This is a genomic window from Deinococcus psychrotolerans (genome assembly GCF_003860465.1).
Lineage (GTDB): Bacteria > Deinococcota > Deinococci > Deinococcales > Deinococcaceae > Deinococcus > Deinococcus psychrotolerans.
Genome location: NZ_CP034184.1, coordinates 277,952 through 292,715, shown reverse-complemented (window position 1 = coordinate 292,715; position 14,764 = coordinate 277,952). Strand labels below are relative to the sequence as shown.

Annotated in this window: 16 protein-coding genes and 1 pseudogene; 6 read left to right on the top strand and 11 right to left on the bottom strand. The window is 60.0% G+C overall.

Annotation, left to right across the window (positions count from 1 at the left end):
- The first annotated feature begins 349 nt into the window (after positions 1 to 349).
- Positions 350 to 1,045: a response regulator transcription factor gene (locus EHF33_RS15070; RefSeq protein ID WP_241191334.1), complete on the top strand. Its 696-nt coding sequence runs from the start codon at positions 350 to 352 to the stop codon at positions 1,043 to 1,045.
- On the top strand, positions 1,042 to 2,328 hold the full coding sequence (locus EHF33_RS15065) for a sensor histidine kinase (RefSeq protein WP_124873646.1): 1,287 nt from the start codon (positions 1,042 to 1,044) through the stop codon (positions 2,326 to 2,328). The genes EHF33_RS15070 and EHF33_RS15065 overlap by 4 nt, the downstream gene beginning before the upstream one ends.
- Before the next feature lie 38 nt (positions 2,329 to 2,366).
- On the opposite strand, the gene EHF33_RS15060 is transcribed toward EHF33_RS15065, so the two are convergent.
- Positions 2,367 to 3,359, bottom strand: a complete 993-nt coding sequence (locus EHF33_RS15060) for an IS4 family transposase (protein WP_124873644.1) — start codon at positions 3,357 to 3,359, stop codon at positions 2,367 to 2,369.
- Here EHF33_RS15060 and EHF33_RS15055 point away from each other — a divergent pair.
- Complete coding sequence (locus EHF33_RS15055) at positions 3,358 to 4,071, top strand: IS6 family transposase (RefSeq protein WP_420889964.1); 714 nt, start codon at positions 3,358 to 3,360, stop codon at positions 4,069 to 4,071. The two genes, EHF33_RS15060 and EHF33_RS15055, sit on opposite strands and share 2 nt — an antisense overlap.
- Here the strand turns inward: EHF33_RS15055 and EHF33_RS15050 are convergent.
- Complete coding sequence (locus tag EHF33_RS15050) at positions 4,001 to 5,113, bottom strand: alpha/beta hydrolase family protein (RefSeq protein WP_124873642.1); 1,113 nt, start codon at positions 5,111 to 5,113, stop codon at positions 4,001 to 4,003. The two genes, EHF33_RS15055 and EHF33_RS15050, sit on opposite strands and share 71 nt — an antisense overlap.
- 297 nt (positions 5,114 to 5,410) lie before the next feature.
- Entirely contained in the window at positions 5,411 to 6,037 is a 627-nt protein-coding gene (locus EHF33_RS15045) for an FmdE family protein (RefSeq protein WP_124873640.1), read from the bottom strand.
- 314 nt (positions 6,038 to 6,351) lie between these two features.
- On the opposite strand from EHF33_RS15045, the gene EHF33_RS15040 reads away from it, so the two are divergent.
- The 3 genes from EHF33_RS15040 to EHF33_RS15030 all read left to right on the top strand — a co-directional run bounded on the left by EHF33_RS15040 (position 6,352) and on the right by EHF33_RS15030 (position 10,465).
- Complete coding sequence (locus tag EHF33_RS15040; protein ID WP_164473547.1) at positions 6,352 to 6,978, top strand: hypothetical protein; 627 nt, start codon at positions 6,352 to 6,354, stop codon at positions 6,976 to 6,978.
- 64 nt (positions 6,979 to 7,042) lie between these two features.
- The gene (gene torA / locus EHF33_RS15035) at positions 7,043 to 9,478 is read left to right on the top strand and encodes a trimethylamine-N-oxide reductase TorA (protein WP_124873636.1); all 2,436 of its coding nucleotides are present in this window, start codon (positions 7,043 to 7,045) and stop codon (positions 9,476 to 9,478) included.
- 288 nt (positions 9,479 to 9,766) lie between these two features.
- On the top strand, positions 9,767 to 10,465 hold the full coding sequence (locus tag EHF33_RS15030; protein WP_124873634.1) for an NAD(P)-dependent oxidoreductase: 699 nt from the start codon (positions 9,767 to 9,769) through the stop codon (positions 10,463 to 10,465).
- Between the two features lie 14 nt (positions 10,466 to 10,479).
- On the opposite strand, the pseudogene EHF33_RS15025 reads toward EHF33_RS15030, so the two are convergent.
- The 8 genes and pseudogenes from EHF33_RS15025 to EHF33_RS14990 all read right to left on the bottom strand — a co-directional run.
- Positions 10,480 to 10,848, bottom strand: a pseudogene (locus tag EHF33_RS15025) (bacterial transcriptional activator domain-containing protein); the annotation flags it as partial.
- Between the two features lie 15 nt (positions 10,849 to 10,863).
- Positions 10,864 to 11,097 (bottom strand): hypothetical protein, encoded by a 234-nt coding sequence (locus EHF33_RS15020; RefSeq protein WP_124873630.1) that lies wholly within the window; start codon positions 11,095 to 11,097, stop codon positions 10,864 to 10,866.
- A gap of 190 nt (positions 11,098 to 11,287) precedes the next feature.
- Positions 11,288 to 12,451 (bottom strand): baeRF10 domain-containing protein, encoded by a 1,164-nt coding sequence (locus tag EHF33_RS15015; protein WP_124873628.1) that lies wholly within the window; start codon positions 12,449 to 12,451, stop codon positions 11,288 to 11,290.
- A 131-nt stretch (positions 12,452 to 12,582) separates the two neighbouring features.
- Positions 12,583 to 13,035, bottom strand: coding sequence for a PRC-barrel domain-containing protein (locus EHF33_RS15010; RefSeq protein ID WP_124873626.1), 453 nt, complete (start codon positions 13,033 to 13,035; stop codon positions 12,583 to 12,585).
- Positions 13,032 to 13,304: a hypothetical protein gene (locus EHF33_RS15005; protein ID WP_124873624.1), complete on the bottom strand. Its 273-nt coding sequence runs from the start codon at positions 13,302 to 13,304 to the stop codon at positions 13,032 to 13,034. Before EHF33_RS15005 ends, EHF33_RS15010 begins: the two co-directional genes overlap by 4 nt.
- Before the next feature lie 216 nt (positions 13,305 to 13,520).
- The gene (locus tag EHF33_RS15000) at positions 13,521 to 13,802 is read right to left on the bottom strand and encodes a DUF2171 domain-containing protein (RefSeq protein WP_124873622.1); all 282 of its coding nucleotides are present in this window, start codon (positions 13,800 to 13,802) and stop codon (positions 13,521 to 13,523) included.
- A 17-nt stretch (positions 13,803 to 13,819) separates the two neighbouring features.
- Positions 13,820 to 14,161 carry a c-type cytochrome gene (locus tag EHF33_RS14995; RefSeq protein ID WP_164473545.1) on the bottom strand — a complete coding sequence of 114 codons (342 nt, stop codon included), beginning with the start codon at positions 14,159 to 14,161 and terminating at the stop codon, positions 13,820 to 13,822.
- A gap of 5 nt (positions 14,162 to 14,166) precedes the next feature.
- Positions 14,167 to 14,610, bottom strand: a complete 444-nt coding sequence (locus tag EHF33_RS14990; protein WP_124873618.1) for a hypothetical protein — start codon at positions 14,608 to 14,610, stop codon at positions 14,167 to 14,169.
- Positions 14,611 to 14,764 lie beyond the last annotated feature (154 nt).

The following is a 14,764-nucleotide window of genomic DNA, read 5'->3' as shown; positions in this document are numbered from 1 at the left end:
AAGCGGGGTGTTGACGCTGTCAAGCTCAAGGATGAACCTTGGCACCGCACTGTTCACAACGGCCCGCGACCAGATGCTTGACCACTTCGACACCTTTGCCTCGAGCCTGACTGGTCGCTTGCCATACGATCTGGAGCACCTTGCCGATGACATTGCCTCGCTTGTGCTCTTTAGACGACGACCGCGCTCTTACCCCGAGCCGTCAAAATCAAGATGACTCACTCCCCAAGGAAAGGACATGCCAGCACGCCTTCGTCTCCTTAACGTACCGGCATTGCGTTTAACCCTTTACATTTAACCCGGTCGTAACCCCAAACGCGCATGCTGAACAGGTGAACAGACATGCCAGGTGTTGCCGGAGATCAGGGTGCTGATCTTGCTGGTAGAAGATGAGGAGGCGATTGCCTTGCCGCTGCGGCGAGCACTGGCCGCGCAAGGTTACACGGTAAACTACGCCGCTGATCTGACCCACGCGCGGGCCGCTGTGCTGACCCTGGAACCCGATCTGGCGGTGCTGGATGTGCAGCTCCCCGAAGACGAGGCCGGCGGGTTTGTGCTGGCCCGTGAGATGCGGGCAGCGGGCTACCGGGGCAGTCTGCTGTTTCTGACGGCCCGCGACAGCCTGGATGATCGCCTGGAGGGGCTGGATCTCGGTGGCGACGATTACCTGACCAAGCCGTTTCATCTCTCCGAACTGCTTTCGCGGGTTCGGGCGCTGCTGCGGCGGGTCAGCGAGGCCAAGACCGATCTGCTGAGCTACGGCCCGTTGTCGCTCGATTTGGTGACGCACCGAGTCGAATGGGAGGGCCGCACCGTGATGCTCAGCTTGCGGGAATACGACGTGCTGGAACGTCTGGCCCGCGCACCCGGACGCGTCTTCTCGGCAGAGGAACTGATGGATGTGGTCTGGGGTGAGCGGGCCAGCGACCCCGGCGTGGTCAAAGTCTGTGTTCATCATCTGCGGGCCAAACTCAGTCCCGAGGTGATCCAGACGGTTCAGCGCGGCTATCAACTGGGCCTGGCGAATCTGGAGCGCCGACCATGAAGCTGGGCGTCCGACTGGCGCTGCTGATCGCCCTGATTGTCACGGGAGCGCTGTTGGCTCAGGGCTTTTTCGGTTTCCTGACCTTCCGCCAGACTGCCAATGCGGCCCTGCGCAACGACCTGAGTACCTACCTTGCCGCGCTGGCCCATGATCGCAAGGAAGGGGACACCCCGACCTACCTGCCCAACGAGAACGGTATCCGCGCCCGCTTGATCCGGCGTGAAAAGGTGATTCAGGAATACGGCGGTCCCTTTCCCCAGACCGCCACCCAGCACGGCGACGACGACAAGCACAGCGACGAGTGGTTGACCCAGCAACTCGCGGTGCCAGATCTGGGAGCAGGGACGCTCTTACAGGCCAGTATTCCGCTGCGGTCTTACCATCAGGGCTTGGCCGCTTATCTGGCCACCGTCACGCTGTCGGTGGTGGTGATGTCGCTGCTGGGTGTGGCGGCGGCGCTGCTGGTGAGCCGGAGCATGGTGCGGCCCATCAGTGATCTCTCGCGGGCCGCCGAACGGGTGGCGCAATCCGGGCAACTGGATGAACGGGTGGACGCGCCACAAGGTCAAGTCGAAATCGCCCGACTGGCCCGCAGCTTCAACACCATGCTCCAGCGGCTTTCAGCCTTTCGGCAGCGTGAAACAGAATTCGTGCGCCACGCCTCCCACGAGTTCCGCACGCCACTTGCGGCGCTGCGGGCGCAGGTGGACGCCAACGCCCAAGGCTGGATCAGTGACGCCGAACTAATCGCCACGGTCGACCAGCAAGTCGAGCGGCTCACCGCCCTGACGGGAGCGCTGCTGCTGCTCTCCCGCGAGAACAGTGCCGAGCATGAAATCTTCGACCTGGGCGAGATCAGCGGCGCACTGGCCCAGCAACACGGCGCAGCGTACTGCGGCCCGGCCCACCTGCCATTTTCCGGAAGTCAGGCGTTGATCAGTCAGGTTCTGATCAATCTATTGATCAACGTCAATAAATACGCGCCCGGAGCGGCAGCCACCGTAGGCTTAGCCGCTGCCGATCAGCAGATCGTTTTGTCGGTCAGCGACGCGGGCCCCGGTGTGCCACCGGACGCGCTGCCCCGCTTGATGGAGGCGTTTTACCGTGTGCCCGGCACCCGTGAGGGCGGGAGTGGTCTGGGCCTGGCCATCGTGCAGCGCGTCGCGGAGGTTCACGGCGGTACGGTGCGACTGGCGTCCAATTCACGTCAAGGCTTAACGGTGCAGTTGCACTTGCCCAACATTCAGGCCAACATCAAAGGCAACGCAAAACCGCCGAATTGATGGTTCGGTTGTGTTGCCTTAACTTCAATGCCAGTAAGTTAAGAAGCGATCGGGGCACTGGCACGCACTTTTCTTGGATAGCGGGTCATCTTGATTTTGACAGCGCGTGGGTACGAGAGAGATCGTCTTGCAGGAAGCACGAGCAACGCGAAGTCACTGGTCAGTTGTTCCAGATACTGTGGTAAACGACCTACGCTCACCACCCACGCGCTGAGCCACAACGTCCGAATCAGCAGCAGGCTGGTCCGGTACGAAATTCTTAAGGGGCTCACCTCCAGGTGATCGGCCACCCGGGCCATTTCCAGACGCACCAGGTTGTACACCACAGCCAGCGCGCACAGTTCCTGCCGAATGCGGTCTGGTGTCTGGGAGCGCAACGCCTCCAATCGCTCCAGAGTATGCGTATGGAGCTCGTCAAATCCAGTTTCGAGTTCCCAGCGCTGGTGGTAGAGCTCAATGATTTCAGCCGCTGGGTAGCGCTCGGCGTCCAACATCGACGTCAGCAGCCACTGTGGCTTGAAGCCCGGAAACTGGTAGCAGATGACGCGGATCCGCATGCTACGTGGCAGCGTGGGGTCAGACCTGCGCGCAGGTCTGCGAAAAGGAACTTCAGCGATAACCTCATTCGGTCCCAGGATTTCCAACACCGTCCACACCAGGTTGCTTTTGGCTCCTACGAGCCAGCGGCACTCTTCGCCCCGCTGCTGATGGTGGTAAAACCGTCCGTCGTCTATGAGCCCTTGGTCAACCATCAACACGCAGTGGTCAGGCAGCTGTTCATCGAAGCCGCTGGAGAGCGATTCCTCGCTCTCCGTGTATGCGCCGACCTTCAGATCCAGCAGGAAATGCGACCCGAGCGCCATCAGGCCGACAACCCGGGCTTGCAGATAGGCGCTCTCACGGTGTGCACCACTCGAAGGCAGAGTGAAATGCGCGCGATTCTCGTCACTGTCCGGGACCCGGATCATCGTGCCATCAATGCCGAGTACCGCCAGGGGTTCTGGCAAGTTGTTGGCGTAGGGTGAAGCCATGCTGACCGATCAGAAGCTTCCAGGGTACCGATTCCCGCTTTCGGTTATGGGTCATGCCGTCTGGCTTTACCACCGTTATGCCTTGAGTTACCGGGACGTCGATGAGTTGCTGTTCGAGCGAGGCATTGAAGTGTCCTGCGAATCCATCCGCACCTGGTGCATCAATTTCAGCGATGAGTTCGCACAAAACTTGCGCCACCGGGAACCCCGGCGGGGTTCCCGGTGGCATCTGGACGAAATGCACGTGGTTATATGCGGTGTCGCCCACTGGCTGTGGAGAGCGGTCAACGAACACGGAGTTGTGCTCGACGTGTTCCTACAGCGGCACCGCGACACCTCGGCGACGACGTCATTCTTCCAACGTTTGCTGGGTGAATATCACGTCCCAGAAACAGTCTGCACTGACAAGCTGGCAAGTTATGGGGCGGCCATCCGCGAGCTTCCGACGCTGGATGACGTCGATCACCAGCAGGTGATCTCGTCCGCTCGCTGCAATAACCTTATTGAACAATCTCATCGGCGCACACGACGTCAAGAACGGGCCCAACTGGGTTTCCGGCAGGTCAGGCGAACCCAAGGATTTCTCGACCTGCACGCCAGAATTACCAACCTTCACGGCTCTACCCGCTCGACTATCCCCGCTAACGACCGACGATTTTTCCTGAGAACTGCGCTGCGAAGCTGGAGGGCCGTCGTACAACAGGTGGCCTGAACTTCAGGCTACCTGCTACCATTGCTCCTCGATTACGCCCTGCCAGCAACAACTTGCCAGAACCTCGCTGACTGCCGACGGTGTGGGCAATTTCGTTTTCTGGCCAGCCCCCTGCACGTGACCGCTCCTCACGCATCGTGCTGGCATCGCGCGAGATGATCATGATGGGCTGGTACAGCCCGCTTTGAGCAACACCAGCAGTCGTTCCAGCATCCACCGTCAGGCAAGCGTGGAAGCGGGCGTCCACGCGGCACGCTTCGGAGCTGATATAGCCTCCCAACGACATGCCAAATACGCCCAGACGGGCAGTGTCAAGGTGTCCGGCCAGCCGGGTGTCGTGCTGGTCAAGCAATTCAAGCTGACTCAAGGAAAATTGCAGGTCCTTGACGAGAAACGGAATGATGCCGCCGGGCAGCGCAACACCGTTCATGACGGGTGACTGCCCCGCCGCGTGGGAGAGGGCCAGGGGCATGTACCGCTCGAAGGTGGGCTGATCGGCCAACATGGGAATGACCCGTCCATCCGGGAAGACAGTGGCCGCCGCCGTCCCCGGCTGATCGAGGCCCACCACCACGTAGCCGTGCGAAACGAGATTCTCGATCCAGAATAGGCTGGCATCCCGAAAACCGCCAAAGCCGGTGGGATTGAGCAGGATGGGGAAGCGCCCACGTACGGGCAGCGCGTCGGCCACCGCGTGGGTGCGGGCATGGGCCATCGTGGTCACCAGGAAAGCCGGAACGTGAAAGCGGGCGGCCCAGACCTCGGCGGCCTCGGGATGAACAAGGTAAGGTACGGTCTGGGCATCTCGAGCGACTTCTGCGGGATACCAGACTTGAACCATCAATTCGCGCCGATCGTGCAGATTGGCGGTGAAAGGTTCGGGACGCGAAATGTCCACCCAGTGGTACGTGTGCGTTCCGATCTGATAGGGGCCGGTCGGCTGGGGGAAGCGCGGCACTGGAAACGCGACCATCACGAAGACCAAAACCGCCAGCGTCACCATCCCCATCAGAATCGCCGTAGCACGGGTGAATCGCCACATCAGAATGCCTCCCCCTCCAAACCTTCTACCTACACGTAAGGGTTACTCTAAAATTACAAAAGAAATTCTTGCCGTCGTAAGTCAATGCCCGCTTCTGAAGCGCCACCGGAGTTGCTCTGCTCTATGAAGGCGAATTGATACCAAACAATAGGTTGGGGCTGCCGTTGTACAGTTCAGCCGTCAACGATCCCAGTCTGAGTGGCGAATCCTTCCCGGTCCCATCCTTCGCCGCCCGAGGCACCCACGGTGCAGTGCCACGACGCGCTATAGCTTGGGAACATCTGTGTAAAACGGGTTTCAGCTCAGCTCAACCGCTTCAGAGCCATCCTCACCAACACATTCGGGAACGAGTTTTGAGTAATAAGCCCCCTGTGCACAGGCCAGACACAACGTTTCGTCTCCGCAGGTCACCTGACGGTCATTGATGATTTCCTCAGTACACCGCTGACAAGCTACACGTCGGCCAGGAGCACTGATCAACGCCTGAAGGTCCACGGTCAACCGAACCGGGAAAGCCATCAAGAGGTGTTCATCCGGCAACGTCTGATACGCCGCCAGGTACGCCGGATAGCGCTTTTGTCCAGCTGGACGGTCAGCCTGTACCCGTGCGCGAAGTCCGGTCTGCGGCGCGACCCGCACCCCACGCCCAGTTCTGGAATCGACGAACGTGACGGCGACCTTGCCGTAATCCATCAGGCGCAGGGTTCGGTGCCCTAGCCAGCATCCACTGGCGACGGCGACGCCATCTGCGAAACAGCCATCGGTTTCGACGAATGCCAGCACCCGTTTGTCTATCTGGGGAAACTCCAAGCCCAGGATTTTCTCGGCCAATAGACTGCTACGAACACCCAGCACCTGCCGGGGACACAGGTGCCGATGGAGCGCCACACTCTGGGCCAAAAGCTGTTGCAACCGCTCAGTCATACACGATGCTCCTCATCCGTGGCTCGCCCCTGATCCAGAAAAATGTCAAGTCGGCACGATTCCAGCCCCGTCTCACCGCCGAGCAAGACTGGCTTGCCTCGCCTGATTCTAGGGGTGTAAGACGAGAAAAACGTCGTAACGCTCTGGTAATACGGGAGAGGAACGATGCCCAGTGAAGCGCGGCCCACTTGTGGGTCATCTTTCGCAGCACACCGTCAGGTTTCTCGGGTCAGCCTGAAGATGGTCCTATCTGCCCAAAGCGAAGAACAATCCCCACACGCTCGACGAGGTGATGTATGCGTTTATCTTTGTTGATGCTCCTCCTGATTGGAGCCAATGTCGCCGTGGCCCAGACCAAGCCCCTCACGGCAGCCCCAGCTAACCCCGCGACCAAGGTGGCGTCCGCCGCTCCAGGTGGTCAGGCCGCCACGCTGTATACCGGTGACGTGACGCCTTTGCTGGCAACGGCTGGGGGAAAAAGCGTCGGCGACATTTCGCCGGGAACACCGGTCAATGTCATGGGGACGTCCGGCAAGTTCTCGCAGGTCACGGTGCAGGGCTGGTCCACCCAGAAGGGACCGTCGCAGGTTTACAGCGCTGTGGGTCAGCGGATCAATATGGTGAGCCTGAGCGACGCGAAAACTGCGTCCCGAACCGTCGGAAAAACGACCACAGATGACTACAAGGCGGTCTGGGAAAACGTGACGGTCACCGGCTGGGTGACCAGCACCAGTCTGATGAACGATCAGAAGACCATCTGGTCTCATGCCAGCGCGTTGTACTCCAAGAGTTGTAGTGCCTGCCATGCGGCACACCAGCCGACCGATCACACCGCAAATGAGTGGATCGGTGTACTGAAGGGGATGACTCCGCGCACCAGCCTGACCAAAGATCAGGTGGCGCTGATCTTGAAATACCTGCAAACCAGCGCCAAGAAGTAAACCCACACCAAGAAATGAACGATCTGAAGTCAACACTTTTTAATCCAGCTCAAAAGGGGTTCCTATGTCGGATTCCAAACTCAGTCGGCGCGATTTCGTCAAACTCTCGGCGGTGACGGGCGGCGGGGCGGCGCTCAGCACCAGTAGCCTTCAGCGGATTGCTCCCTTCGCCAGGCAGAATTACACCCGGCTTACGGCCAACCACTGGGGAGTCTTCACCGCAGAGGTCAAGAATGGCAAGTTTGTCCGGGCAGTGCCTTTTGCCCGTGACGTTCAGCCCTCTGCGATGCTTCAGGCCATGCCGGGACGAGCTTACTCGGAAACCCGTGTGCGTTACCCCATGGTGCGCGCGAGCTTCCTGAAAAACGGACACAAGGCGGACCGCAGTTTGCGGGGTAAAGAAAAGTTCGTACGGGTGAGCTGGGACCAGGCGCTCGACCTGGTTGCCAGTGAAATCAAGCGGGTCAAAGCAGGGACCGGCAACAAGAGCATCTTTACGGGCAGTTACGGCTGGCATGACACCGGAGCCATCAACAATCCCCGCACGCTCCTCACCCGCATGATGAAGAAATACGGCGGGTCTGTGGGCGGTCTGGGTGATTACAGCACAGCGGCCTCACAAGTCATCATGCCGCACGTGCTGGGGACGCTGGAAGTCTACGAGCAGCAAACATCCTGGGACAGTATTCTGGCGAATACCAAGCTGGTCGTCTTGTGGGGCGCGGATCTGCTGAAGACCAACCAGATCGGCTGGGCTCCTGCCGACCACTACGCTTACGAGGGGGTCAGCCGTCTCCGCAAATCAGGGATCGAAGTGATCTGCATCAACCCGCTGAGGACAGAAACGGCCAAGACGCTGAAAGCAGAGTGGGTGGCCGTACGGCCTCAAACCGACGTTGCGCTCATGCTGGGGATGGCCCACACCCTTTACCAGCAAGGGAAATACAGCAAAGACTTTATCGAGAACTACACGGTCGGCTTTGACCAGTTTCTCGGGTATCTCACGGGCAAGACGGATGGCGTCCCCAAAAATGCCGAGTGGGCCGCCAAAATCACGGACATCCCAGCGAAAAAGATTACGGAACTCGCGCTGAAAATGGCAGACAAGCGCACCATGTTGATGAGTGGGTGGGCGGTTCAGCGTGCCCAGCACGGCGAGCAGGTTCACTGGATGCTCGTGACGCTCGCCTCGATGATCGGGCAGATCGGGTTGCCAGGCGGCGGGTTCGGCCTGAGCTACCACTACGACAACGGAGGCAGTCTGACTGCCAAAGCGCCAGCCCTGTCTGGCATCTCGTCGGGCGAACTGGTTGGAGCGGCGTGGCCCGCTCAGGACACCAAAAATATTCCAGTGGCACGCGCCGCAGAGATGCTGCTCAATCCTGGCGCAACATTCAACTACAACGGCAAAGCCTACACGTACCCAGATATCCACCTGGTCTACTGGGCGGGCGGCAACCCTATGCACCACCATTATGATCGCAACCGTGTCGTCAAAGCCTGGCGCAGCAAACCAGAGACGATCATCATTCAAGACCCGTTCTGGACGGCGACCGCCAAAATGGCCGACATCGTTCTCCCCGCCTCCACCACGTTTGAGCGCGAGGACATCACTCAGGTGGGAAGTTATTCGCAGAAGATGATCCTTGTCATGCAAAAAGTCATCGACCCGCTCTACGAATCGAAATCGGACTACTGGATCTTCAGCGAAATCTCCAAACGCCTGGGCTTCGGAAAAGAGTTCACTGAGGGGCGGAGTGAAGCGCAGTGGGTTGAATTTCTTTACAACGACGCGAAGAAGCAGGCGGACGCTCAGAAGATTCCCATGCCGCCCTTTGATGAGTTCAGCAAGAAAGGGTATGTGGAGTTTGCGCCGGAGGCGGACGCAAAGAACTTCGTGCGTTTTGCGGACTTTCGGAAGGATCCGGAAGCCAATCCATTGGGGACGCCTTCAGGAAAGATCGAAATCTATTCGCAGACCATCGAGGGCTTCCATTACGCCAGTTGCCCGCCCCATCCTACCTGGATGGAACCTGCCGAATGGCTGGGGGCCGCCAAAGCCGAGCAGTATCCGCTGCAATTGCTGTCCCCCCATCCAGCTCACCGCCTGCACTCGCAACTGGACAACACGGCTTTCCGGCAGACTTACGAAGTTGCGGGCCGGGAACCCATCACCCTTCATCCAGCGGACGCTTCGGCCAGAGGGATCAAGAGCGGAGACGTTGTGCGGGTCTTTAATGACCGTGGTCAGGCTCTTGCGGGCGCGGTAGTGAGTGACGAGGTGCGCCGGGGAGCGGTGGTGTTTCACGAGGGGGGCTGGTACGACCCTGCCGATCACTCCGACAATCCGCTGTGCAAACACGGGGATGTCAACACGCTGACTCTGGATATAGGCACCTCCGATCTGGCTCAGGGGGGGAGTGCCAATACTGCGCTGGTGCAACTTGAACGCTACAAGGGCACTCCGCCAGCGGTGACCGCGTTCAATAACCCTGTTTAAAGCTGACGCGTCCCGATCCCTCGGCCCTACGTCAGAGTTGATATTTTGGCTCACTTAAGCGGAGTGTCGCAGTTGGCATACCGGAGTGTCGGCAGCAAGGAGATCCGCATCTGAGCCTAAAGCAGAGCTAACCCCGTCAGGTTGCGCGTGACATTCCTATCAAAGCTATGCCCGCTGGTCATTTCGCTTCACCCACGAAGAATGGTTACGGAGAAAATGTCTCAGTAACTGGCGGTATGAACTTCCCTTTGAATCTTACCGCCGTGATGAGCCACTGAGGAATTTACTATGAAACTCGTCATTTTTGGAGCGAATGGCCCCACCGGGCGCTTGCTCACCCGACAGGCTCTCGACCGTGGCTTTCAGGTACGTGCACTCACCCGCAATGTTCAAACCTTTCCTCTGAAAAATGTCAATCTAGAGGTTAGATATTGCGATGTCTTTGATCCCGCCGAAGTAGAGCAAAGCGTCGCTGGAGGGACAGCCGTCATCTCTACTTTGGGTGTGCCGTATTCCAAGCAGCGAATCACGGTGTACTCTGCGGGTACTCAGCACATCATCAATAGCATGCATGAGCAAGGTCTAGAGCGCCTGATCTGTGTGTCCTCGGAACTGACTCATTATCAGACACATCCCGAAATGGGGTTTTTCAATAATCATGTCGTCGCGCCGTTCCTGCGAAATTACTTGGGTAAAACCCTTTATGACGATATGGGCCGTATGGAACTGGCGGTGAGTGTCAGCGGACTGAACTGGACGATCATGCGCCCGGCTGCGCTCTTCGATACCGACAAGATGTCCCTCTACCAAACAGCAGAGCAGTGGATCGCCGGAAACTTCACCTCACGTGTGGATCTTGCAGCGTGCATGCTGAATCAACTCGGCACAGACGCTTTCAGCCACAAGGTGCTTGCAGTCGCCACGGACGAAGACGTGCCCAGCACTTGGGACGTTATCCGCAAAGAGGCTTTTAAGAAAAGTCAGTGACTCTACAACGACATTTACATCAATGAGGTGGTCAGATGACCGCTCAAACCAAAACTGCCGAGCGCCGCAAGGGAACCTAGCGGCAGGCCGTCCTTGATGTGCTGGGCGAGCGCCGTGGTCTCGTGCATAGGCGTGTCCCCGACCTCCGCACGCAGGTAGCGCACATACCGCCGGTAGTGCTCGATGGCGGCGTACCGGTCAGCCCTGAGGGCCAAGCGGATCATGAGTTGCTGATGATACTGTTCGCTGATCAGCGGATCGCGCTTCAGCGCCGTGGCGAGGGCGTCTGTGGCGGCCTCAGGGTGGCCACTTTCATCGAGCAGTCTGGACAGCTTGATGCCGGCCCGCGCCGCCTCTGCGCACAACTCTATTCGGAATTGCTGTGCCCATTCGCCGCGCTACAGCGGCAGATAATCACCGCTGTAGTGGGAGAGGGCACGTTCGTACCCGCTGAGCCGCTGCTGAGCCGTCGCGCTGCGCTGGGCACACGCCAAGCTCTCAGTGAACTGGAACGTGTCAGCGCATTCGAGTACCGCCTGCGCCAGCCGGTAGCGGCGCTGGTCGGTCACCACGCTGCCCGGATGCCCCAAAGAGACGCGCAGCCGGCACACCGCCACGCGCAGGCAGTTCATAGAGTCGTGGCCATGTTCCGGATTCCAAAGGGCCTGCAAGATCGTGGCGTACGGCTGGCCGTTCGGATGACACAGTAAGTAGAACAGCAGCGTCCGTGCCGAGTCGGCTTACCAGATGGGTTCTAGGCCGTCCACGAGGATGGTCGCTTGGCCGAGGGTACGGATCGTGAGGTGGCTCATGAAGGACGACTCAGTACCGCAGTACACCGGCCAGGCCGCCCATCTGGGTGTCCAGCCGCTGGGCGCGGGCAGCCGTCAGGAAGCGGACATGCACGCCGTAGCGCTCGCGCAGCAGGGGCAGCACCTCCCGCAGGTTCCGTTCGCTCACGCCGCCGCCGGTCAGCGGTGAAACGCCCGAGGCCGGAGCCTGCGCATAGACCTGCCCAGAGGTGTCCTGCCAGACGCGTTGCGCCGAGCCGTCGCCAGAGACCAGCAATTGTGCCACCCGGCCTTCCTGCACCGCCTCAAGGGTGGAAGCGCCGCCGTGTACACCACTTTCCAGCGCCTCGTCAAGCACAGCCGTTTCCAGATGATCCTCCATGACCAGCAGGGCCGTCTGCGCGGCGGTGAACAGCTCGGCGGCGGTGGCGTCGCCGGGAGTGGCAAACTCGCCGGCAATGGTGCCCCGTAAGTCCGGGCCAAGCTCCGCGCGGAACTCGGCGCGGCCAAGGACAGAGCCGCCGATCAGCAGTTGCTCGAAGGCTCCCACCTGATACAGGCGCTGCACTTGGGCCATCAGGGCGTGGTGAAAGCGGCCACCCTGCTGAGCGCTCTGGTGCTGAACCGGCGCGTTTCTCGGGGATTGCTCGGCAACCGACTGGAGCGAGTGGGCCTCCGGCGTTGGAACAACATGAATGCGAAACGTATCGGTGGTGCCCAGGACATTTTCCAGCCGGTAGAGTTCGGTGATCTCGCCCAAGTGAACGCTCAGCAGCCGGCCCCATTCGTCGTCAATCACGGCCAAGAGGACGCGGGCGCTGGATTCGAGGGCGAAGTGCAGCGGCTCTAAGTCTGGAGTGCCGTAGCGGCTGGTTTCATCGAGTTGGAGCTGGGTGTCCACCGTTTGCCGCTGAACATGCCCGTGCTCGTCCCATAGAAAGGACAAGCGAGTGCGGGTGCGCCGCTGGGCATCGTCGAGGTCGTTCATCACGGCGGCGGCGAGCGCGGCGGGCGCGGCCACGGCGTCGAGCAGATGCTGAGTGCGTATGTGCAAACTGCCGTCCTGATTGAGGGCGCTGCCCGGATTGACGTCGAGCACGATCGACAGCACGTTCTGCGCCGGTAGGGCTGGCTCCAGCAGCGTGAGGGTGGCGTTGCCTAACTGGGCGTGGTGGGTCGTGGGCGGCGTGGGCATGAGGTCTCCTTTAAGGTGGTGCAGGTGTAACGGAACGGGTAAGTGCCCGCTCTAACGGCGTTTGCTGATACACCATCAAGCTGAACCGCTGCAGAAAAGGGCTGACTCAGCCGACCCTAGTAAAGTCAGACTCAGTAGCCGGGCCAGCTCATGCTGGGATAGCCGTAATGCAGGTAATAAGCCTTCCAGAACGCCGCGTCGTGCCAGTTGCTCAGGACAGGGTCGTAGAGTGGGGCCGACTTGACGGTGTCCAGCGTTTGACCGAGTTGCACGGTCAGCGGCGCTAGGCTGGTGATGTCTTCCACCGGAACAAGGAAAGTCCGTTCGCCAAGCCCCAGGAACCCGCCCGCACTGACCTGCAAAAAGCGGACATTATGATCTTGACGGTCAATGAACAGGGCGCTGACGTGCCCGATGTTCTTGCCAGCCAAGTCAATCACTGTGTGGTGACGCAAATCCTGAGTCGGATCGAGGAGAGTGAGGTCGGTGTCGCCGAGTTTGACGAGGGCGACGTGATCTGCCGCAGGGCGGGGCGCGGCGGTGATTCTGGTTGTGCTCACGTCTGGAGTCACGGCCGTGGTCATGCTGAGTCCTCATGGCGCGTGGCCGTTGAGTCAGCGGGCTGGGTATACGCGCAGGGCAGTTCCTGAACAGCCAGATCAAAGGCCGCGCCGAAGCTGACTTGTTGGCTGACCATCACGAGTTGTTCGTCACCTTTGTACCAGGCAAAGCCGGTGAGATCTACCCGCCTCGCTTCCAGGCCGTTTTGCTGAATGATGCGCGCCAGCGCCAGTTGCGCCGGGCTGAGATCGTTGATCCAAGCGGGAGCCGCGTTCGTAAAAGTCTGGGTCATGGGTACCACTCCTCCTTGGGGGCGCTGCGGCCAGGGCAAACGGCGTGAACCGGTACGGGAGCGGGCGGGGAAGGGCGAGTCTGCCGCTGTAAGATCAGCAGCGCTGTTACCACACCCAGCACCAGCAATCCACCGGACACGGACATCAGCCTTCCTGGTGACGCGGCCCGGCGCAGGGCGGGCCGTCTTCAATTGCTGTCATACGAGCGGGGACGTTCATCCGGCGGGCCAGGCTTTGAGTTCTGCCTTGGTCAGCCAACCTGTCTTGGCAGTGGACGGCGATCTGGACAGGTGGACTTGGCGGCCAACAATGCCGTCGACCCAGCTTCTGGGAATATAGCGGCGCTTCCCGTCCGGGGCGTCGCGGCGGCGCAGCTTGATGAAGTTCTTTTTCAAACCCGCGACCCGCCCGAGGTATATGGCCTCGTTGCCGTCTCCGGCCTGTACGAGCATGCCGTCCTTGATGTGACCTGACTTGTTGTGACTGAGTGAGTTCATGTTGATGCCTCCAGCGTTCACTTGAGGGTTTTGAGGTAGGCCTGAAGCGCTTTGATCTGCGCCGTGGTGGGCGCTTTTTTAGGTGAGCTGGCAAAGCCCACTTTGCCGAAGGTAGGCATGGGGGCCTTGAACGCCTTGCCGTGGTCGTTTATCCCTTTGAGGAGGGAGCGGCTGAACAGGGCAGACGACCAGGTGGCCGAGTCGCTGAGCGCCGGGCCGATACCGCCCTGGCCTTTGGCTCCGTGACACACGGCGCAGTTGGCTGTGTAAATGACTGCGCCACCTGACAGATTTGAAACGGCGAGGGCCGGACTCAGCGTCAGCAATACGAGCAGAGTTTTGAGAACGAACCGGTTCATGCCCATCACCTTTCCAGCCCGCTCGCCGGAGGGAACTTCACAGCCGTGAATGCTGGAATTTCGCTGGAGCCGTCAGCTTCTGCTGGTCGCACCACGATGTCGCAGGCTCCACTGTCTTCAAGCACCCGCTGGGCGCTCCTGATGTGCTCTGCCGTGCCGTGCGCCAGCATCAGGTACGCACCAGACCGGATCACGCCCAAATAAGCCCGCAGGCTCTGCGAATCGAGGGGCCGCGACAGCAGCGCTTCGAAAAAGCCCGCCCACCAGAGTTGAGCGTCGAAGGGTTGGGTGTTCGGATGCAGCGTGTAGGAGATGGGGACTGCACTCGGCTGCATATTCAGGGATACCAGGGCGATGTCGTTGAGAGGCAGGCCCGCAGCGTGAACTCCCCAGACACTCTGCATGGCGTCGTTGTGGTTTTCGTACCTTCCGCTAACGATCTGTGGCATATTCGGCTCTCCTGAAGCGGGCCGTCGCCCATCCGGCTCTCTGTCCGGGTGCGGTGAGGTGATGAATGGTGCTGGTAGGTATGGGGATGCGGCGGCATACAGTTTCCCTAAATGGGTGAAAAGTGGCGCATCTGATGCCCTGGTCTGCCGAGGC